The 19889-nt window shown below is 37.4% G+C and carries 21 protein-coding genes; 2 read left to right on the top strand and 19 right to left on the bottom strand.

Translation table 11 applies throughout. The features are described from left to right. Window positions 1-109: 109 nt before the first annotated feature. From atpA to B5488_RS12165, 10 genes are all read right to left on the bottom strand, one after another. A complete protein-coding gene (atpA, locus tag B5488_RS12210; RefSeq protein ID WP_079735512.1) occupies window positions 110-1690 on the bottom strand; it encodes a F0F1 ATP synthase subunit alpha in 1581 nt (526 codons plus the stop codon). 76 nt (window positions 1691-1766) lie between these two features. Beyond that, window positions 1767-2321, bottom strand: a complete 555-nt coding sequence (gene atpH / locus B5488_RS12205) for an ATP synthase F1 subunit delta (protein ID WP_079735511.1) — start codon at window positions 2319-2321, stop codon at window positions 1767-1769. Window positions 2322-2327: 6 nt separating this feature from the next. After that, window positions 2328-2822, bottom strand: a complete 495-nt coding sequence (locus B5488_RS12200; RefSeq protein ID WP_079735510.1) for a F0F1 ATP synthase subunit B — start codon at window positions 2820-2822, stop codon at window positions 2328-2330. Between the two features lie 88 nt (window positions 2823-2910). After that, window positions 2911-3135 carry an ATP synthase F0 subunit C gene (gene atpE, locus B5488_RS12195; protein WP_079711397.1) on the bottom strand — a complete coding sequence of 75 codons (225 nt, stop codon included), beginning with the start codon at window positions 3133-3135 and terminating at the stop codon, window positions 2911-2913. A 23-nt stretch (window positions 3136-3158) separates the two neighbouring features. Beyond that, window positions 3159-4244, bottom strand: coding sequence for a F0F1 ATP synthase subunit A (atpB, locus tag B5488_RS12190; protein WP_079736611.1), 1086 nt, complete (start codon window positions 4242-4244; stop codon window positions 3159-3161). A 134-nt stretch (window positions 4245-4378) separates the two neighbouring features. Continuing rightward, the gene (locus B5488_RS12185; RefSeq protein WP_079735509.1) at window positions 4379-4762 is read right to left on the bottom strand and encodes a hypothetical protein; all 384 of its coding nucleotides are present in this window, start codon (window positions 4760-4762) and stop codon (window positions 4379-4381) included. Then, entirely contained in the window at window positions 4752-4982 is a 231-nt protein-coding gene (locus B5488_RS12180; RefSeq protein ID WP_057482400.1) for an AtpZ/AtpI family protein, read from the bottom strand. The genes B5488_RS12185 and B5488_RS12180 overlap by 11 nt, the downstream gene beginning before the upstream one ends. A 19-nt stretch (window positions 4983-5001) precedes the next feature. After that, complete coding sequence (gene porW, locus B5488_RS12175) at window positions 5002-7518, bottom strand: type IX secretion system periplasmic lipoprotein PorW/SprE (RefSeq protein ID WP_079735508.1); 2517 nt, start codon at window positions 7516-7518, stop codon at window positions 5002-5004. A gap of 90 nt (window positions 7519-7608) precedes the next feature. Further along, window positions 7609-8334, bottom strand: coding sequence for an ABC transporter ATP-binding protein (locus B5488_RS12170; RefSeq protein WP_079736610.1), 726 nt, complete (start codon window positions 8332-8334; stop codon window positions 7609-7611). 13 nt (window positions 8335-8347) lie between these two features. Continuing rightward, the gene (locus B5488_RS12165; RefSeq protein ID WP_079735507.1) at window positions 8348-9829 is read right to left on the bottom strand and encodes a DUF5687 family protein; all 1482 of its coding nucleotides are present in this window, start codon (window positions 9827-9829) and stop codon (window positions 8348-8350) included. A 182-nt stretch (window positions 9830-10011) separates the two neighbouring features. Between B5488_RS12165 and B5488_RS12160 the strand changes: the two genes are divergently transcribed. Beyond that, window positions 10012-11058: a ferredoxin--NADP reductase gene (locus tag B5488_RS12160; protein ID WP_079735506.1), complete on the top strand. Its 1047-nt coding sequence runs from the start codon at window positions 10012-10014 to the stop codon at window positions 11056-11058. Between the two features lie 53 nt (window positions 11059-11111). Continuing rightward, on the top strand, window positions 11112-12080 hold the full coding sequence (locus B5488_RS12155; protein WP_079735505.1) for an ABC transporter ATP-binding protein: 969 nt from the start codon (window positions 11112-11114) through the stop codon (window positions 12078-12080). Window positions 12081-12110: 30 nt separating this feature from the next. Here B5488_RS12155 and B5488_RS12150 read toward each other — a convergent pair whose 3' ends face one another. The 9 genes from B5488_RS12150 to pdxA all read right to left on the bottom strand — a co-directional run bounded on the left by B5488_RS12150 (window position 12111) and on the right by pdxA (window position 19765). Continuing rightward, a complete protein-coding gene (locus B5488_RS12150; protein WP_170065282.1) occupies window positions 12111-12563 on the bottom strand; it encodes a transcription elongation factor in 453 nt (150 codons plus the stop codon). A 153-nt stretch (window positions 12564-12716) separates the two neighbouring features. Next, window positions 12717-13388: a monofunctional biosynthetic peptidoglycan transglycosylase gene (gene mtgA, locus B5488_RS12145; protein ID WP_079735504.1), complete on the bottom strand. Its 672-nt coding sequence runs from the start codon at window positions 13386-13388 to the stop codon at window positions 12717-12719. Then, window positions 13385-14500 (bottom strand): NAD(P)/FAD-dependent oxidoreductase, encoded by a 1116-nt coding sequence (locus B5488_RS12140; RefSeq protein ID WP_079735503.1) that lies wholly within the window; start codon window positions 14498-14500, stop codon window positions 13385-13387. The genes mtgA and B5488_RS12140 overlap by 4 nt, the downstream gene beginning before the upstream one ends. Window positions 14501-14750: 250 nt before the next feature. After that, window positions 14751-16106 (bottom strand): acetyl-CoA carboxylase biotin carboxylase subunit, encoded by a 1356-nt coding sequence (accC, locus tag B5488_RS12135; RefSeq protein ID WP_079735502.1) that lies wholly within the window; start codon window positions 16104-16106, stop codon window positions 14751-14753. Window positions 16107-16161: 55 nt separating this feature from the next. After that, window positions 16162-16680, bottom strand: coding sequence for an acetyl-CoA carboxylase biotin carboxyl carrier protein (accB, locus tag B5488_RS12130; RefSeq protein WP_079735501.1), 519 nt, complete (start codon window positions 16678-16680; stop codon window positions 16162-16164). A gap of 21 nt (window positions 16681-16701) precedes the next feature. Beyond that, window positions 16702-17697: a beta-ketoacyl-ACP synthase III gene (locus B5488_RS12125; RefSeq protein ID WP_079735500.1), complete on the bottom strand. Its 996-nt coding sequence runs from the start codon at window positions 17695-17697 to the stop codon at window positions 16702-16704. A gap of 178 nt (window positions 17698-17875) precedes the next feature. Continuing rightward, complete coding sequence (gene rpmF / locus B5488_RS12120) at window positions 17876-18073, bottom strand: 50S ribosomal protein L32 (RefSeq protein WP_037318365.1); 198 nt, start codon at window positions 18071-18073, stop codon at window positions 17876-17878. 9 nt (window positions 18074-18082) lie between these two features. Then, window positions 18083-18622: a YceD family protein gene (locus B5488_RS12115; RefSeq protein ID WP_079736608.1), complete on the bottom strand. Its 540-nt coding sequence runs from the start codon at window positions 18620-18622 to the stop codon at window positions 18083-18085. Between the two features lie 96 nt (window positions 18623-18718). After that, on the bottom strand, window positions 18719-19765 hold the full coding sequence (pdxA, locus tag B5488_RS12110; protein WP_079735499.1) for a 4-hydroxythreonine-4-phosphate dehydrogenase PdxA: 1047 nt from the start codon (window positions 19763-19765) through the stop codon (window positions 18719-18721). Between the last annotated feature and the right edge of the window lie 124 nt (window positions 19766-19889).

Below are 19889 nucleotides of genomic sequence, written 5' to 3'. Positions count from 1 at the left end.
ATTGAGTATCGAGTATTTAGATTTTAGACAAAATACTCGATACCTATAATTTATTTAAAGTTTAAATATGAACTTAGGTTTCTAACTACTCTAAGCTCAATACTCAATACTATTTCTTATACTTAGCTGAAAGCTCTTTTGCTACAGAACTTAGCGTATCTGTAACCTCATCGGTTAATTTACCGGCTTTTAACGTATCTAAAACATCTCTATGTTTAGTATCTAAAAACTGTAAATAATCTGTTTCAAATTCTTTTACTTTCTCTACCGGAACATCTTTTAGTAGGTTTTTAGAACCTGCATAGATAATCGCGATCTGGTCTTCTACCGGGTAAGGATCGTTTTCAGCCTGCTTAAGGATTTCTACGTTACGCTTACCTTTTTGAATAACTCTTAAAGTGGTAGGATCAAGATCTGAACCGAACTTAGCAAAAGCTTCCAATTCCCTGTATTGCGCCTGGTCTAATTTTAAAGTACCGGCAACTTTCTTCATCGACTTAATTTGCGCCGAACCACCTACACGAGATACAGAAATACCAACATCAATTGCAGGACGAACCCCAGAGTTAAATAAATCTGAAGTAAGGAAAATCTGCCCATCGGTAATGGAAATTACGTTGGTTGGGATATATGCTGAAACGTCTCCTGCCTGTGTTTCAATAATTGGAAGTGCAGTTAAAGAACCGCCTCCTTTAATTTTATCTTTTAATACATCAGGAAGATCGTTCATTCCTTTTGCAATATCATCATCGTCAATAACTTTAGAAGCACGCTCTAAAAGTCTGGAGTGTAAAAAGAAAACATCCCCAGGATAAGCTTCACGTCCCGGTGGGCGACGTAAAAGTAAAGATACCTCACGGTAGGCTACGGCTTGTTTAGAGAGATCATCATAAATAATCAAAGCCGGGCGACCGGTATCTCTAAAATATTCACCAATAGCTGCACCTGCAAATGGAGCATAAACCTGCATAGGAGCAGGATCTGAAGCATTCGCTGCTACAATGGTAGTATAATCCATTGCGCCCTTATCTTCAAGTACTTTGGCAATACCTGCAACAGTTGAGGCTTTTTGCCCAATTGCTACATATATACAATGAACAGGTTCCCCTGCATCATAAAATTCTTTCTGGTTAAGAATGGTATCAATACAAACAGTTGTCTTACCGGTTTGACGGTCACCAATCACAAGCTCACGCTGTCCTCTACCAACTGGCACCATTGCATCAATAGATTTGATACCGGTTTGCAAAGGTTCGGTTACTGGCTGGCGGAAAATTACACCCGGAGCTTTACGCTCTAATGGCATTTCAAAAGTTTCACCTTCAATGGCTCCTTTACCGTCTATTGGACTCCCAAGAGTGTCAACAACACGACCTACAATACCTTCACCAACATTGATGGAAGCAATTCTTTCAGTTCTTTTTACTACAGATCCCTCTCTAACACCTTTTGAAGGTCCTAACAAAACGATACCTACATTATCTTCCTCAAGGTTTAACACCATACCTTCAAGGCCGCTGTCAAACTGAACCAATTCTCCGTATTGTGCGTTTGCCAAACCATACACATTGGCGATACCATCACCAACTGTAAGTACAGTTCCTACCTCATCTAAAGAGGCTCCGCTTTCAAAACCTGATAATTGTTTCTTTAATATTGCTGATACTTCAGCAGGATTTACTTCTGCCATAATTATTTAAGATAAAATGCCACGGTAATTACGTGACTGTTTTTATTAACTTTTTTAAAAGCCCATTATGGGCATTTTATATTGATGATGTATATGCGTTTGTTTTCAATTCTCTTTTCAACCTATTAAGGTTTCGGGAGACGCTGGCATCATATTGCAAATCACCAACTCTTAAAACAAAACCTCCTATAATATCTTTATTGATAACATTTTTAATCTTTGCCCCGGTTCCAGTTAATTCTTTCACCTTAGCCAGAATTTTCTCTTCCAGCTCTGGTGTTAAAGGTACAGCCGAAGTTACTATCGCTTCCTGAGACTTGTTTAATGTATTGTAACGAACTATATAATTTCTCGCTACTAAATCAAGAATATTAATTCTCCCATTTTCAATAAGCACATCAAAACTACCATGAGTAATTTCGCCGGCGCTTTTAAAAATTTCCTTTAAACTCGCTTTTTTAACCGATGAATTTATAACCGGACTTTTAAGCATATTGGCAAGATCTTCACTTTTTGCGATAGTTTGAGAAATTTGTTGCATATCTGTAAAAACAGTATCTGCAGAATTCTTCTCTTTCGCCAAATCTAAGATCGCTTTCGCATATCGTTTTGCTGCCCTGGTTCCTTTCATTATATCTTAATTTAAGGTAGCGTCATTCAACATCTTGTCTATCATTTGATGTTGTTTCTCCTCGGTAGATAATTCTTTCCCGATTACTTTTTCAGCAATTTCTATAGAAAGTGTTGCAACCTGGTTTTTAATATCGGCCATTGCTGCACGTTTCTCCATCTCGATGCTTTCTTTCGCCTTAGCTACAATTTGATCTGCCTTTTTCTGTGCATCTCCTTCGGCTTCAGCAATCATTTTCTCCTTTATCTGGCGAGCTTCTTTAATAATTTCATCTCTTTCGGCACGAGCTTCCTGCAATAACTTTTCGTTATCTGCCTTAAGATTTTGCATTTCTTTACGTGCATCCTCAGCAGAAGCAAGAGCTTCATTAATAGATTCTTCACGGGTTCTTACCGCACCAAGAATTGGCTTCCAGGCGAATTTGGCAAGAATCAGCATCAGTACTAAAAATACGATGGTTTGCCAAAAAATAAGACCAACTTCAGGAGTAATTAAATCCATAATTCTTTATTTATATAATACCTGTTAACATCATTTTTAAAAAAGCCCATTCGCAACCAACCGTTACGAATGGGTTTTTGAAATTTTCTTAGGTGGTCAATACACCTAAAAGCGCAGCTACAACTCCAAAAAGAGCAACACCCTCTACAAGTGCAGCAGCAATAATCATTGCAGTCTGGATTTTTCCAGAAGCTTCCGGCTGGCGGGCAATAGCGTCCATTGCGGCAGCGCCAATTTTACCAACGCCAATAGCGGCTCCAACAACTGCTAATCCAGCTCCTAAAGCTGCAAGACCTACGTGTAATAATTCCATAGTATAAAAATTAAAAATTAAAATTAATGATGTTCATGTTCCGCAACCGCCATCCCGATAAACAGGGCAGACAGCATTGTAAAAATAAACGCTTGAAGGAATGCTACTAACAATTCCAGTATTGTGATGAAAAGCGCAAATGGCACCGAAATCCCGGCAACTCCAGCACTTTCCAGTATAAAAATCAATCCAATTAAACTTAGTATAATAATGTGACCCGCGGTAATGTTCGCAAATAAACGAATCATAAGTGCTACCGGCTTAATAATTAAACCAAGCACCTCTACCACTGCCAAAATAGGCTTTACAAAAGTAGGTATTCCCGGCATCCATAAAGTATGCTGCCAAAAATCTTTATTTCCGTTAATCAATATTAATGCAAGGGTAAAAAGCCCTAAAGAAACGGTTACCGCAATATTTCCTGTTACGTTGGCTGCACCCGGCAACAAACCTAAAAGGTTGGTAATCCAGATAAAGAAAAATACTGTTAATAAAAACGGCATAAACTTCATATACTTCTTTTCGCCAATTTGAGGTCTTGCGATCTCATCGCGTACAAAAAGCACTAAAGTCTCTAAAATATTATTGAAGCCTGCCGGCGCATTTTTACTCTTTTTATGATGCCCTGCCAAACCAAAAAAGAAAACTAGCATTAAAATAACCGTTAACAACATTGCTGCAACGTTCTTGGTTATGGAGAAATCCCAGGGTTTACTGGCGTTTATAGCATTATGCTCTTCATCAAACGCTACGCTCTCGGCACCTGCATCTAATTTGTAAATATCTTCGTGATAATTCACAAAACGCATCCCGTCTTTTTCTACAACGTATTGCCCTTCGGTATCGTGATGAAATTCACTAGACATAAATGTAACCATTCCATTATCAGTAAAAAGAATTACCGGCAATGGTAATGTAAATGAACTATCTCCTTCACCAAAAAAATGCCACCCGTGAGAATCACCAATATGGTGCATAATCATATCGGTAGGATTAAATTCTTTAGATTCTTCTGCCTGAGGACCGTCCTTGGCAAAAGCGTTAAAAGGAAGTAAGGCTAAGGCTAGTGTAAACGTCACTATAATCTTTAAAGATTTATGTGCTATCATAGTACCTGTTCTGCTTAAAATTATGGGCTCTAAATTCGGGTGCAAAGGTATACTTTTAATTTTTATTTGAAAGCACCCCAACTAAAATTTTAGCAAAAGCGTTATTTTTATTATTATAACTGATAAACAGCAATTTAAGCTTTGTTTATTAGTTTCACTGCGTACAAGGTCTCAAAGACTAAATACAAAAAGTAAGGAATAAAAAAGGCTAGAATATTTACAAAGACAGCATTAACCTCACTTAAAACTAAAGGAAGCAAAAAAATTACCGCCGCTACCATTTTAAATAAACTTAATCCCATAAACGCAAATCCGGTTTTATCGGTAAAATTCTTATAAACAAAAACCAGGCTCAAATAAATAAGAAATGTAGCCAGGAAATGGAAAAGGTAAATACTGAAACTGCTATAATAAAATTCTACCTCCAACACGTAGCGCTGCAGTAAAAATTGAACAAGCCATAGCAATAAAGTAAAAGGAAGCAATCGCTTTAGGAAAGCCAGTAGATCATTTTTCATTTTTTTCGTCTTCTTCGCTCATTTTAATTACACTTCTATAAACCTGATACAGGGCTATAAAAACCCCTAAAAGTGATAAGGAAATTGTAAATGCCGAATATTTATTGGGGAATTTCCCATCTAACCAAATCCCTAATAAAACACCGCCGGCAATAATGATTCCCATCTGGAAAGCAATATTTACAAAACCCAGGTATTTATTTAAGTTGTCGTTTTTCATACTTTAAACTGAAAAAATCCTAATTAATCGGTTGCGGGTATTCTTCTAAATTCTTCTGAATTTGTACAATTCTATAATTTTCTGTTGAAATTTCTATAGGTTCTTTTTCAACTAAATAATCTTCATTTATTTGAAGTAATTCAGCAAAGCCTCCTGCACGATTAAGATTTTCAAGACCGTGCACCATTACAAAAACCTCTTCAGGATCATAAACATCTATAGAAACTGAAAGATGATTGTAATTTATATCTGAAATCGCTGTTTCTATCTTTTCTTTTAGAGCTAAAGCTGCTTCCTGCTCTGAAACTTCAAAGCGATAAAGCAACTTATAATTTTGCTGAAGGCTATCAGTATTAAATTCCAGCCCGCTTAACTGCGGAATTGTTTTATTTAAAATTTGCTGAGCTTTTTTACCTTCCTCGGTTTGTGGATAGGTCAAAGCCACGTGGTTTAAGGCACTTTTATAAGCTTCTAAACCTAAAAGTCTTCCGCTGGCCTGGGCTTTTAAAAGTTCTAATTTTGGCACAATCGCATCCCCGGCAAATTCAGAACTATATCTACTAGTTTCCGCAATAACCTGGTTGAAATTTTGCGCTTCAAAATCACGATAAAGTTCAGCGTAAATCGCTTCTGGAGAATTTTGATCTTCCCGTATACTTTCAGGATTTAAAATATAAGCTGCGTAACGGGAATCTGGGTAACTCTCCAAAATTTCCTGCTTCATTTCTTCAGCCCTAAAACTTTGATTTGTGATCTTATAAATCTGATATAGATTATACATAGAAGGCAAAATAAGGCGCTCATCTAAAGACATCTCTAAAACAGCTTCCAATCTATCCTGCGCCATTTTATATTCCCTGAAATTCTCTTTATAAATTATTCCCAACTGATAATATGCAAAATCCCTATCGCGGGTTATGGTATCTAAAACAGCCAGATCTGTAGGTATTTGATCGATATAAGTATAAGGATCAAGCCTTGGATCGTTATCTAAAAGCTGTTGTGAAAGCCCAGCTTCTTCGTTTCCCGAAGAATCTTCGGTTTCAAAACTAACCTCTGCCCATCGCCAGTTATCGGCTAGCGGGCGATCTCCCCACTGATTTAAAAATTCCTGTCTTCCCTGTTGAACCCTCGCTTCACTGTAAAAATAAAAAGTACGGGCCGAAGCTGGTGGCTGCCTGGATGCTATAGCCGGTAAATTTACAGGCATAGCCACTGCGTTATTATCGGCTTCTAATTTCGTGCGTAAATCTGTAGTGTAATTTTTAAAATAATCCAATTGTTCAGCCGGCATCATCTGACTTATCTGCAGGATGCTATCGTTTTTATATGCTACGTCTTCGTATTTTATAACGTCTTCCAGGTTATCCCTTTTCTTTTTTATAGTCCGGAATTCCCTTAATTGCGGATCCATTTCTGCCAGGGTACTATCAAAATATTTGCTTGCTAACACATAATTGCTTTGATCGAAATTTATATTTGCAAGGATTTCATAATTGATAGAACGCAAATAAACATCGCTGGCGGGTTCCTCCAGGGATTTCTTATAATAATCTACTGCCGGGTCTATAGAATCTAAACGATTGTAATATTCCCCAATTTGAAAATAGATCTTGTCTAAAAATGGCCTGTTTTCACGATCTTCTTCCAACTCCCTAAGCATTTCCCGCAATTCGTAATTATTCCCCTGTCCCATTTCAAAATTCCGTGCTTTTTGAACATAGGCATTAATCATATAAATCCTGGGAGATTTTCTGTTTAGATCTATCACTTTATCAAAAGCAGCATTAGCCTCCGCTACCTGCCCCAATTCATTATTTAGCTGACCTAGGATATAAAAATAACGTCCTTTTTCTTCGTTATTTCCGGTGAATTCTGCTGCATTCTTTAACGGAACTACCGCGCTGTCTAAATGCCGTAAATTAATATAGGCCTGGGCCATAGTTGCACTGGCATCAGCAATATCCTGTTCTTCAAGATGCTCTAAATCCAGTACTTTTTTGAGATTATTTACGGCAAGACGGTTATTATCCAGGCGCATATGGGTTTTTTCGCGCCAAACCCGGGCGTGAATAATATTATTGCTGGCAGGATAACGCCTTAAAATATAATTGAAAGCTTCTAGCGCCGGGATAAAACGTTGATCGAAATACCGGGCTTTTCCGAGCAATAAATAAGCTTCATCTATTTGCGGATTTCTTTCTTTACCATCGATCAGCATCGAGTGACGCTGAATTGCTTTTACGGCTTTTTCTTCGGCGTAGCCAAAATTTTGATTTCGGATACTATCGGGCAAAACGATGTTTTCATCAATTTGCATACGCTCAATGGGAAGAATATCCCAGTAATTATCGGCGTAGTTTTGGTTGAGTTCTTCCTTACCCTGTTCCAGGCCAAGATTACCGTTATACAGCGTATTATACTCTGTAGTAACCGCGTGCCAATTTCTATTTACGAAGGTGTTTTTTTTGCGTGAACAGCCAGCGATGCTCCCAAACAGAAGCAACAATAAAGTAAGTTTGGTAATTATATTCAAAATTAACCGGTTCTCGATGGCTTTATAACTAAAAATCAGTTTGTTTAGTGTGCAAAAATACGCTTCTTTTTACAAACGCAAACCAAATTGTTATAGTTCTTCAGCCTGAGTTGCGCCTACTTCGCCTGAAAAATAGCTTTCCAATTCACTTAAAGTGGCTTCAGAAGTTTTAATATCTTTTACCGGTATGCCTTTATCTAAAACCACAATACGTTCACAAACTTCGGTCACGTGAATAAGGTCGTGGCTGGAAATAAGGACAGTAGTTTCACGGTTTTCTGTAAGTTCTTTAATGATCTTTTTTAAGCGAATTTGGGTTGTTGGATCTAAATTAGCAAAAGGCTCATCTAAAATCACCACTTTGGGATTCCCAATAAGTGCCGCCACAATACCCACTTTTTTCTGATTTCCTTTAGAGAGGTCTCGTAAATATTTTCTTCTGCCAATAATTTCTTCGTGGAAAAAATCTTCAAAATTGGCTAAAAAGGCATCGATATCCGCTTTATTGGCGCCGCGTAATTCTCCCACGAAATAGAAATATTCTTCGGGAGTTAAGTAACCAATCAGGAAACTTTCGTCTATAAAAGAAGCGGTAAAAGGTTTCCAATCTTCACTTTGGCTTACCGTGATCTCGTTATTAAAAATATTCCCGGTGGTTGGCTGAATTAAATCCAGCAATAAACTGAAAAAAGTGGTTTTACCGGCGCCGTTATTCCCTACCAGGCCAAAACTTTCTCCTGTGGGAATATCCAGATGATCTATATTTAGAACTTTTGTTCCGCCGTATATTTTACTAAGGTTTGTAGCAGTTATCATAGTATTATAAATTTTATTCTCCGGTTTGTTTAAAACCATTTATCATCGCATATTTTCTTTTTCGGTAAACACCGGCAATGTATTTCATTAAACTAGAGCGCAAAAGTAGACCAAGAACTCCTAAGCTGGAAAGACCAATTAAGCCTGCTTCAAACCCTATAAAATAATCCAGAAGCCAGAAGATTAAAATTGGCAAAAACATTAAGGGTAGACCAACTATCCATTGGGCTGCTCCTGTTCCCTGGTAATTCATAAACGGACTTTTATCCAGGTCTATTCTCTTTTTATTAAAAGAGCCCGAATAGAGCAAAATAGGAACATTCACACCAATATTATATAAAGCCGCCACCATATTTATCAATAAGATATTCCAGCCAAAATAAATATAAGGTGTGCTTAGAATAGCCAGAATTATTACACTAAAACTAATAAGCATTGCTTTAGAAGACAGGTAATCTTTTACAGGGATATTTTGTGACATAATTAGAGGATAATATGAAGCATCCCACGAAGGCACAAATTGCCCAAAATTGATCATAAAAATTCCAGTCATAAAAATACCTACAAAAACATATATAGAAGGATGTTCATACATATCGCTGGGATAAACAAACAAGCCGTAGCACAACAAAAGTAAAGACATGTAAATTGTTGTTTTTGGCCTTTTATTTCTCCAAATTAGTTTTAAATCTAATTGAAGAAATGGCGCAAGGGTTCCAAATTTTTTAGTCCAAACAAAATCCTTTGTATCGGCATCTTTTTGTTTCTCCTTTAAGCCGGCATCAAGATAAAACTTGCTTTCCAGGTTAAGTTGGTTCCATTTATAAAAAGCTATTACCAGAATTATAGGTATAATAGCCAGATACGGATTCAAAACCAGGAAATCCATCATTTTTCCAAACCAAAGACTTATTTCAAAAACTTCAAAATACTCCAGCGCGCCCAAAACGACGAGTGTAAGAATTACCGGAATTAATGCTTTTAAATTATCGGTGAATTTCTTTTTAATAATAAAATTCAGAAAATTCACACATTGAGTTATAGCAATCATTGCTATCATCCAACCTATAATATTCCAGGTTCCATACTCGCCTTTATAAATGCAAAAAATTCCGAAGGGAATAATTATAAATAACGGCAGGAAATTGAAAAAGGAGTACATAGACTTGATCAGTACAAAATTCACTGCCTTTCGTCTTGGAATTGGTAAATTTAAAAGTGGTTTTATATCTAACACCGGTAAGGTTTGTAGCATAAATCTAAAACCTAGCTCAAAAACCAGCCACAGTAAAACAAAACGGTTTACCATTTGTAATGGATCCTGCTCAGGAAAAGCTTCCTGCAGCAAAGGATAAAGACCAATACCCAAGGCAAGAAATGCTACAGAAAAATATAAAGCCAGGAAAATAAGTAAGACCTTTAGCCCGATACTCTTCCCCACACTAGCAGAACGGAAAAATGATTTCCATTCTAACCATAAAAACCGTTTAAACATAATTTAATAATTTAACCCATTGCCGGGATTAAAAATGCTAACCCAAAATGATTAAATACCCGAAATAAAACACCAGTTTAATCAAGTTACGGGCATATTTACCTTACATGTATAGAAATTTAGGTATTTGTTACACTCTTTAATTTCACATACTTTGTATTTTTGCAAAAAATAATTTTTTGATGAGTCAGTTTTTTCCGTTAGAAATAAAAGAAGTAATTAGGGAAACCCCGCAGGCAGTGAGCTTGTCTTTTAATATTCCAGAAAACTTAAAAGAAGAGTTTAAGTTTGACGCGGGTCAATATATTACGATAAAAATAAAGTTAGGCGACGAAGAACTAAGGCGTGCTTATTCGCTTTGTTCGGCACCAAATTCGGGAGAATTCAAGGTTACCGTTAAAGAGGTTGAAGGTGGTAAATTCTCAGTAATTGCCAATAATAAACTCAATGCCGGCGATATTTTAGAAGTACACCCGCCAGAAGGAAAATTTATTTTAAAACCCACCGGCGAAACCAAATCTTATGCGGCCTTTGCTGCAGGAAGTGGGATCACTCCTGTACTTTCTATTATTAAAACTGTTTTAGCTGAAGAACCTAAAAGCAGGTTTGTACTTACCTACGGAAATAAATCACCCGAAGAAACCATATTTTTTAAGGAATTACTGGAATTGCAAGCCAAATTCCCCGACAGGCTTTTTATTGAATTTGTTTACAGCCGCACCAGGGAAGACGATTCACATTTTGGAAGAATTGAAACCAGCACGGTGAATTTTGTGGTAAAAAATAAGTTTAAAGATCACCCCTTTGATGCTTTCTACCTTTGTGGGCCAGAAGAAATGATTAACCAGGTAAGCGATGTTTTAAAAGAAAACGGAGTTACCGAAGACAAAATTCTTTACGAGCTCTTTACTTCTGAAGAAACCGGCGCTATAGAAACCAATGTAGAAGGCCAAACCGAACTTACTATTATGGTAGACGACGAGGAGACCACTTTCTCTATGGATACCAAAGAAACGGTTTTAGACGCCGCTTTAGAGCACGATTTAGACGTGCCGTATTCCTGCCAGGGCGGGATTTGCAGCAGTTGTATTGCCAGGATCGTAGAAGGAAAAGTCGAAATGCGTAAAAATCAAATCTTAACCGACGAAGAAATTGCAGAAGGTTTGATCCTTACCTGCCAGGCGCAACCGCTAACCCCAAAATTAAAGGTAGATTACGACGATGTTTAAGTTACTTTCCAAACAATTGGGAAAAGCCTAACTTGTAGGGACAAAATAATTTTATGCTGAAACTCAAAAATGTCTCCTTTGCCTACGCTGAAGAACCAGTTTTAAAAAATATTAGTTTTAAGCTTGAAAAAGGAGAAAACCTCTCTGTAATTGGCGAGAGCGGCTGCGGAAAAAGTACGTTGCTTAAACTTATTTACGGCTTACTTCATACCGAAGGAAATATTTTTTGGGGAGAAAAAGAACTTTTAGGGCCTAATTTTAACCTGGTGCCGGGAGAACCTTTTATAAAATATTTAGCGCAAGATTTCGATTTAATGCTACCCTTAAGTGTGGCCGATAATATTGGGAAACACCTTAGTAACCAATATCCGCAGAAAAAGAAAAACCGTATCAAAGAACTACTGGAAGTGGTAGAATTGACTGAGCTGGCTGATAAAAAAGCGAAACTCTTAAGCGGTGGCCAACAACAGCGCGTAGCTTTGGCAAGAGCACTGGCCAATGAACCCGAACTGCTTTTACTGGACGAACCTTTTAGCCATATAGACCATTTCAGGAAAAATAATTTACGCCGAAAACTTTTCGCTTACTTAAAGGAAAACAATATCGCCTGCATCGTCGCCACGCACGATAGTACTGATGCGCTTTCTTTTGCCGATAAAACTATCGTGCTGAAAAACGCAAAGATTTACGCTGAAAATTCACCAGAAGAATTATATCAAAATCCGCCGAATAAATATGTGGCTTCCCTTTTTGGGGATGTAAATGAAATAATGCTGAAAGATTTATTTGAAGCTGAAAGCAGCAGAAAAAAAGTGATTCTTTACCCTGAAGAAATCAAACTTACCCAAAAATCAGGTATAAAAGCTACGGTAAAAAAATCCTGGTTTAAAGGCGAAACCTGGTTAATTGAAGCCGATTTAAATGGGAAAACCATTTATTTTAATCATTCGAAAGTTTTAAAAAAAGGAAAAAAAGTAAACCTAAAAGTTTCAGAAAAATTAATCGAATCAAGGTTGAAATAATTTGATTTTCATTCAACACCTCATTTTAATTTAAAACACTTCAAGGAGTTTAGCCGATTTTCCATTAAAAGTAATTTCCTCACCGACTTTTTTATTTAGTAATAATTGTGCGATCGGAGAATTGGCGCCAATGGCAAAATACTCTTCCCCATCAACGATAATGCGATTTGCCGGGATTGCGATAAAATAATTAGCCATATTGGTTTTTACCGCAGTTCCCAATTGCGCAGAACTGGTATTCGTCCTGTTTTTAGCAACATTAAGCGTATTTTTTAGGCTTTTAAATTGCTGCAGTTGTTCCGCAAGTTTATTTATTTCCAGGTTTATCATTTCCCGCCCGGTTTCGTATTTATCCCCAGCGCTGCTTTTGGTTTCGTTTCCCAGATCGCTTTCAAGTCCGGCCATAGAAGTTTCAATACGCTTTATCCGTTCTTCCAGGTAAGCCTCGCAAGCTTTAAAAAGTTTTTCTTTTATTGAATTCATAGATTATTCTCTTTTTGAAATATGAGAAGTTTATAGAATCGTCATCCTGAATTTATTTCAGGATCTAAGCGTTTAATAATCGCAACAAATTAGAATCTGAAACAATCCCGAAGCCTCGGGACAGATTGACGATAAATGACATTATTGTGAAATTTACTCCAAACTAAATTTCCCATAATTCTGCATTTGCCTTACAATCCAGTTTATCCGCTGATTGATATAATTACTAGCGGGATTTGCCCGGTATTCCCTGGGATTCGGCAAAATAGCCGCAATCGCCGCGGCTTCATAAACCGAAAGATTTGCAGCCGATTTATTGAACCAATGTTGCGCGGCGGCCTCAGCCCCATACACTCCGCCTCCCATCTCTATACTATTCAGGTAAACTTCTAAAATTCGTTCTTTACTCCACAAAGTTTCGATCAAAAAAGTAAAATAAACTTCCAGGCCTTTTCGAAACCAATTTCTACCCGGCCATAAAAACACATTTTTCGCAGTTTGTTGAGAAATCGTGCTGGCACCGCGCACCCGCTTTCCTTTTTGATTATCCTCTATCGCCTTTTCTATAGCTTCAATATCAAATCCACGATGCTTTACAAAATTTTGATCTTCGCTGGCAATTAAGCCCAATTGCAAATGCCGGGAAATATCTTGCCGTGGCACCCAGGAATGTTGAATTTTTTCATCGGGATTTTCAAAATAACGAATGGCCATCAACGGTGTAAAAGGCACCGGAACCCATTTATAAAGTACCACCATAAAAAGTGAAAACAGGATTAGGATTCCTACCAGTTTCAAGAAGAATTTGAAGATTTTCTTTATCATTTTATCAATTCTGAAAGTTCTTTTCCTACCAGGCTACCAATGGCAACCCCCATTCCACCTAAACGAACTCCGCAATAAACATTTTCTGAAATTTGTTTAACGACCGGGTTTTTCTGTTTTCCCACGCCCATAATTCCGCTCCAGCGTTGATCAATTGTAAAGAAAGTTTCGGGTAAAACAGTGGTTTTAAGCAATTCTTCCAGTTTCTGCTGAATAAGTTCAGTTTGAGCGATTTCGGTGGTTTCTTCGGTTTCAAGATCAAGGTTTCTTCCGCCGCCAAAAAGAATTCGATCATTTATATTTCTAAAATAATAATAACCTTTATCTAAATGAAACGTGCCTTTAATTTTCAGATTTTTAATCGGCTTGGTGATCAAAACCTGGGCGCGCGCCGGTTTGACTTCAGGAATTCCCAGTTGTGAAGCAAATCCGTTGGTAGCGATCAGTAATTTATTTGCTGAAAATTCTAATTTATCAGTTTTAATTTTTACTGAATCCTCTGTTTCTACAAATTCTTCAACTGTAGTATTATTCAGGATTTTTATACCGGCTTTCTGCACTTTATGTAGCAAAGCTTCCATCATTTTCCCGGTATTTAACTGTCCTTCAAATTGATTAAAAATGAGTTTTTTCTGAATATTCAGAAAACCAAAACTGTCTTTTTGGATGCCAAAAACCGCATCTCTAAATATAGGCTTCAGCATGTTATTAAGGTTTGGTATAGCCGATTTACACTCTTCAAAAAGAGCACTATCCGCATTGGTAAAAAGTTCGTAGCCCCCGTATTCTTTATAACCAATATTTTGATCTCCAAGATTCTTCCGAAGCAACTTCAAACCTTTTAATCGCTTTTGTATGAGTTGCATCACTTCTTCTTCAGAATGTGAATTAAGATCATCCAGGATCTCAGAAACGCTTCCAAAACAGGCAAATCCGGCATTTTTTGTACTTGCTCCGTTCGGCAAAATGCCACGTTCTAAAATCAGGATCTTAGATTTTGGAAAACGTTCTTTTAAGTTTAGTGCACAATTTAGACCCGTAATCCCGCTGCCGATAATACAAAAATCGATATTTGAAAACCAGGTTTTGGTTTCCCAGTAAGAAAGATTCATTGAATTGGTTAATTTTCAATGAAAATACGAAATAAAAAAAGAGGCTTTCTGGTAAACTCTAATCAATCTAATTTGGGCCCGAAACATATTTAGATTTGCAACTTGTTAGATTCTGAAACAAGTTCAGAATGACAGCCTGTACACAACAAAAAAGACCTCACAGTCCCGATTTGAATCGGGACTGTGAGGTCTAATGTTTAAATATTCGAAATGTAAGATTCTGAAATAAACTAAGAATGACGATAAAAAACTAATCCTCTTCTTCTAGTGGTTTCATTTTAAAATCTTCCATAAACTTAGTGGTATAGTTCCCCTCCACATAATCGGGGTGATCCATAAGTTGCCTATGAAAGGGAATAGTAGTTTTTACACCTTCTATCACAAACTCGTCGAGAGCGCGTTTCATTTTGTTGATCGCTTCTTCCCTGCTTTGGGCAGTAGTGATCAATTTCGCGATCATAGAATCGTAATTAGGCGGAATAACATAGCCACTGTAAACGTGTGTATCTATTCGTACTCCGTGACCACCTGGCGCGTGTAAATTAGTGATCTTCCCGGGAGAAGGTCTAAAATTATTATAAGGATCTTCAGCATTGATACGGCATTCTATAGAGTGTAATTGCGGGAAATAATTTTTTCCGGAAATTGGAACTCCTGATGCTACAAGAATTTGTTCCCTAATAAGATCGTAATCTATTACCTGCTCGGTAATGGGGTGTTCTACCTGGATACGGGTATTCATTTCCATAAAGTAGAAGTTTCGGTGTTTATCTACCAAAAATTCTACGGTTCCCGCACCTTCGTATTTAATATATTCTGCAGCTTTTACTGCAGCCGCTCCCATTTTTTTCCGAAGACTATCGGTCATAAAAGGAGAAGGGGTTTCTTCGGTTAATTTTTGGTGACGACGTTGTACCGAGCAGTCCCTTTCTGAAAGGTGACAGGCTTTACCTGTACTGTCTCCAACAATTTGGATTTCTATATGGCGTGGCTCTTCAATAAGCTTTTCCATATACATCCCGTCGTTTCCAAAAGCAGCGCCTGCTTCCTGGCGGGCAGAATTCCAGGCATCCTCAAGATTTTCTTCTTTCCAAACGGCTCGCATTCCTTTCCCACCACCACCGGCAGTAGCTTTTAGCATTACAGGAAAGCCCATTTCTTTCGCAAGTTTTTGGCATTCCTTAAAATCTTTCATCACTCCTTCTGATCCTGGAACACAAGGTACTCCCGCTGCTCTCATAGTAGCTTTTGCGGTAGCTTTATCTCCCATTTTTGCGATCATTTCTGGTGAGGCACCGATAAATTTAATATCGTGCTCTTCACAAATCTTAGAAAATTTAGCATTTTCAGAAAGAAATCCGTAACCAGGATGAATTGCATCTGCATTGGTAATTTCTGCAGCAGCAATAATATTTGAGATTTTTAGATAAGATAAGTTACTGGGTGGCGGACCAATACATACGGCCTCGTCGGCAAACCTTACGTGAAGACTTTCAGCATCTGCAGTAGAATAAACCGCAACGGTGCTAATTCCCATTTCTTTACAGGTGCGAAGAATGCGCAATGCGATCTCGCCCCTGTTTGCAATCAATATTTTTTTAAACATACCTATTGTTTTTTTGGCCCGGGAAAAATTTCCCTTAAGCTAAATGGGCAGTAATTTATGATGGGTCTACTAAAAATAATGGCTGATCGAACTCTACAGGAGAGGAATCGTCTACCAGTACTTTTACTATTTTTCCTGAAACTTCGCTTTCAATTTCATTGAAAAGTTTCATAGCCTCAATTACACAAAGCACATCACCTTCTTTAATTGAATCTCCAACTTCTACGAAAGTGGGTTTATCTGGGGAAGGTTTGCGGTAGAATGTTCCGATTATAGGAGATTTTACAGTAATATAGTTTGAATCTTCACCCTCAGGTGCTTTTTGCTCTTCCTTGCCCTGCGAATCACTCTCCTGAGAAGGAGCCGGAGCCTGTGGCTGTTGATGCTGCTGAGGCTGGGGCTGTGCAGGCATATGCTGCATTTGGCCACCCATTGGCACATGTTGAACAATAGTTTCTTTTTCGTCTGAGCCTGTTTTAATGGTGATCTTTACATCGCCCGTTTCCAGTTTTACCTCGCTGGCACCAGATTTGGCTACAAACTTGATTAAATTCTGAATTTCTTTTAAATCCATAATAATAGGGTGTTGGTTTTTTTAAGAATTATATGCCCATTTTAAGTAGGTCGCCCCCCAGGTGAAGCCGCCCCCAAATGAAGCAAAAACTAAATTATCTCCTTTTTTAAATTGCTTTTCGTAATCGCTAAGCAATAAAGGCAAAGTAGCCGAGGTAGTATTTCCGTAGCGCTCAATATTCATAAGCACTTTTTTATCTTCAAGTCCCATGCGGCTAGCCGTGGCTCCCACAATACGTTTATTTGCCTGGTGCGCAACAAGCCAGTCTACATCTTCATTGGTTAATTTATTACGCTCCATAATATTAGCACTAACTTCTGCCATATTAGAAACCGCAAATTTAAAAACTGTTTTACCGTCCTGTCTCACATAATGTAATTTATTGGCTACAGTTTCTGCCGTGGGCGGCATTAAAGAGCCTCCGGCTTCTATTCTAAGGGAATCCCGCCCAATAGAATCGCTTCTAAGAATTTCATCCTGTAGGCCAAAACCTTCTTCATTTGGTTCCATAAGCACGGCACCTGCACCATCTCCAAAGATAATACAAGTAGTTCTATCGGTATAATCAATAATAGAAGACATTTTATCGGCTCCAATTATTAATACCTTTTTGTATCGCCCAGATTCTATATAGGCTGAACCTGTAGACATACCGTATAAAAATCCTGAACAGGCGGCTTGAAGATCGTAAGCAAAAGCATTTATAGCACCTATTTGGGTAGCAACGTGAACTGCTGTAGCTGCTACAGGTAAATCTGGAGTGACAGAAGCAAGAATAACAAGGTCTATTTCTTTTGGATCGAGATTAGATTTTTCTATTAAATCTTTAGCTGCTTCTATTCCTAAGTATGAAGTTCCTTTACTAGGGTCTTTAAGTATTCGGCGTTCTCTTATTCCGGTTCGGCTGAAGATCCATTCATCATTGGTCTCAACCATTTCTTCCAACATTTTGTTGGTCAACACATCGTCGGGCACGTAAGCACCCACAGCGGTAATAGCTGCTGTGATTTTATTCATAGATTTGACTTTTAACCCCGTTTACGCTTCAAAAAAACGTAAAAACTTAAAAAGAAAAGTACTAATTTTTCTTTGAACGGGGGTGCAAATTAAGGTCTTTTTAGCACTTATTCAACTTCAAACAAAAAACTCCCACGTGGGTGAGAGTTTTTAAAAAAAGTTAAAGCTCTATGTTAAATTAAGCTTCTATTTCTTCGGTATTGTCAATTAATACCTGGCCTCGGTAATATAGTTTACCTTCATGCCAGTGTGCTCTGTGGTACAAATGCGCCTCTCCTGTTGTAGGATCTGTAGCTATTTTAGGTACCGAAGCTTTATAATGTGTCCTTCTTTTATCTCTTCTGGTTTTCGAGATTTTTCTCTTTGGATGTGCCATGGCTTGCTGTTATTTATCGTTTAATAAGTTTTTTAATTTATCCCAGCGAGGATCTATTTCATCCTCATCATTTTTATTCTCGTTGTTATTAATACTTAATTCTTCAAGTTTATCAAGTACATCAGATTCTAAAGTACCGTCTTCTACCCCGGGATGAACCCTTTTTAATGGTATAGACAAAACTATAAGTTCGTAAATATATTGCTGAATATTTACTTCAAATTCACCGTGCGGCAAAACTAGTAAATCTTCATTTTCATCGTTAAATTCATCACCAAACTTTACAACCAAAAATAAACTGCCATCTATAGGCTGGTTATATGGCTCGTTGGTAATGTCACAATTTACGTTTACAGCACCCGAAGCTTCAAAAGTAAGCTCCATCATTGTTGTTTTCTTTTCTAACAACAAATCTATTTTAACATTAGCACTGTTTAGATCGTCGTACTCAAAATGCTCAAAGAACTCATTATCAATCTCGTATTCAAACTGGTGTTTTCCCAGCTTTAATCCCACAAAAGGAATTGTATACGCTGCTAATTTCCTCATCTCATCGTCAATTTCTTGCCCGGGCCGCTTCGGCTTAGGCGGGTGCAAATATATAAAAATTAATAAATTAGAGCGCTGTTATAAACAAATTTTTGTTTATAACTTTCTACCCTGTTTCTTTAAAGGATTTTCGGTGAGTTCTTTATACTCTTCACGGCATTTATAAATTTCTATAGCGCGAAAAACAGCTTCTTTAAAAGAATTAATATTTGCAGAATTTGTCCCGGCAATTTCAAAGGCCGTTCCATGGTCTGGTGAAGTCCTTACTTTACTTAAACCGGCGGTGAAATTCACCCCATTTCCAAAAGAAAGTGTTTTAAATGGAATTAATCCCTGGTCATGATAAGAGGCAACTACTGCATCAAAATTCACGTAATTTTTTGAACCGAAAAAGCTATCGGCCGAAAATGGACCGAAAACAAGATCGCCTTTATCTCGTAATTTCTGAAGCGTAGGCTTTAAAATCTCTTCATCCTCTTTTCCAATAACACCATTATCACCACTATGCGGATTGATTCCTAAAACAGCAATTTTAGGTTTTTGAACTCTAAAATCCTGTTTTAAGGTTTCCTGAATTATGTTTAGTTTCTTTTCAATTAATTCTGGCGTAATAGTATTGGCTATATCTTTTAAAGCTACGTGATCTGTAAGTAAACCAATTTTCAAGGTATCGGTGATCATAAACATAAGGCTTTCGCCTTCTAACTCTTTCGCTAAATAATCGGTATGGCCGGGAAAATTAAATTCAGCCGATTGTATGCTGTGTTTATTTATTGGTGCAGTAACCAACACATCAATTTCATTTTCTTTTAGCGCTTTAGTTGCGGCTTGAAGCGATTTAAAAGCATATTCCCCAATTTTAGGATCTTCTTCTCCAAAATTGATATCTACCCCTTCTTTCCAAACATTCACCACGTTAATTTTCCCGTCTATAGCTTTAGACGCTTCGTCTATTCCCTGGTAATTGAGAGAAAGATTAAAATGTTTCTTTAAAAAAGTAAGCACCTTAGTAGAAGCAAAGATTACCGGCGTACAGAAATCTAACATCCTGGAATCATCAAAGGTTTTAAGCATTATTTCACTTCCAATTCCATTTAAATCTCCTATGCTTATTCCTAATTTCACCTTTTCTGCGTGCTTCATCTGCTTATAATTATCGGGATTATTTCTTTCTGAAAATTCACCATTTTCAATCCTGAACTAAATCTGGATTTGTTCTGGCTATTTCCTTAAACTTCCCTTGTTTATTTATATTTTTACATCACAA

Origin of the sequence: Salegentibacter salegens (genome assembly GCF_900142975.1) — a bacterium.
GTDB lineage: Bacteria > Bacteroidota > Bacteroidia > Flavobacteriales > Flavobacteriaceae > Salegentibacter > Salegentibacter salegens.
This window is presented reverse-complemented; position numbering and strand designations above follow the sequence as displayed.

Excerpts from the sequence above, each read along its gene's own strand:
- B5488_RS12165 (WP_079735507.1), bottom strand. The coding sequence starts at position 9,829 with ATGTTTAAACGGTTTTTATGGTTAGAATGGAAATCATTTTTCCGTTCT.
- atpH (WP_079735511.1), bottom strand. The coding sequence starts at position 2,321 with ATGAAAGGAACCAGGGCAGCAAAACGATATGCGAAAGCGATCTTAGAT.
- B5488_RS12200 (WP_079735510.1), bottom strand. The coding sequence starts at position 2,822 with ATGGATTTAATTACTCCTGAAGTTGGTCTTATTTTTTGGCAAACCATC.
- atpB (WP_079736611.1), bottom strand. The coding sequence starts at position 4,244 with ATGATAGCACATAAATCTTTAAAGATTATAGTGACGTTTACACTAGCC.
- accB (WP_079735501.1), bottom strand. The coding sequence starts at position 16,680 with ATGGATTTAAAAGAAATTCAGAATTTAATCAAGTTTGTAGCCAAATCT.
- B5488_RS12185 (WP_079735509.1), bottom strand. The coding sequence starts at position 4,762 with ATGAAAAATGATCTACTGGCTTTCCTAAAGCGATTGCTTCCTTTTACT.
- rpmF (WP_037318365.1), bottom strand. The coding sequence starts at position 18,073 with ATGGCACATCCAAAGAGAAAAATCTCGAAAACCAGAAGAGATAAAAGA.
- B5488_RS12180 (WP_057482400.1), bottom strand. The coding sequence starts at position 4,982 with ATGAAAAACGACAACTTAAATAAATACCTGGGTTTTGTAAATATTGCT.
- B5488_RS12115 (WP_079736608.1), bottom strand. The coding sequence starts at position 18,622 with ATGAGGAAATTAGCAGCGTATACAATTCCTTTTGTGGGATTAAAGCTG.
- B5488_RS12140 (WP_079735503.1), bottom strand. The coding sequence starts at position 14,500 with ATGAATCTTTCTTACTGGGAAACCAAAACCTGGTTTTCAAATATCGAT.
- B5488_RS12150 (WP_170065282.1), bottom strand. The coding sequence starts at position 12,563 with ATGAATTCAATAAAAGAAAAACTTTTTAAAGCTTGCGAGGCTTACCTG.
- B5488_RS12170 (WP_079736610.1), bottom strand. The coding sequence starts at position 8,334 with ATGATAACTGCTACAAACCTTAGTAAAATATACGGCGGAACAAAAGTT.
- atpA (WP_079735512.1), bottom strand. The coding sequence starts at position 1,690 with ATGGCAGAAGTAAATCCTGCTGAAGTATCAGCAATATTAAAGAAACAA.
- pdxA (WP_079735499.1), bottom strand. The coding sequence starts at position 19,765 with ATGAAGCACGCAGAAAAGGTGAAATTAGGAATAAGCATAGGAGATTTA.
- B5488_RS12125 (WP_079735500.1), bottom strand. The coding sequence starts at position 17,697 with ATGAATAAAATCACAGCAGCTATTACCGCTGTGGGTGCTTACGTGCCC.
- accC (WP_079735502.1), bottom strand. The coding sequence starts at position 16,106 with ATGTTTAAAAAAATATTGATTGCAAACAGGGGCGAGATCGCATTGCGC.
- B5488_RS12155 (WP_079735505.1), top strand. The coding sequence starts at position 11,112 with ATGCTGAAACTCAAAAATGTCTCCTTTGCCTACGCTGAAGAACCAGTT.
- mtgA (WP_079735504.1), bottom strand. The coding sequence starts at position 13,388 with ATGATAAAGAAAATCTTCAAATTCTTCTTGAAACTGGTAGGAATCCTA.
- B5488_RS12160 (WP_079735506.1), top strand. The coding sequence starts at position 10,012 with ATGAGTCAGTTTTTTCCGTTAGAAATAAAAGAAGTAATTAGGGAAACC.
- atpE (WP_079711397.1), bottom strand. The coding sequence starts at position 3,135 with ATGGAATTATTACACGTAGGTCTTGCAGCTTTAGGAGCTGGATTAGCA.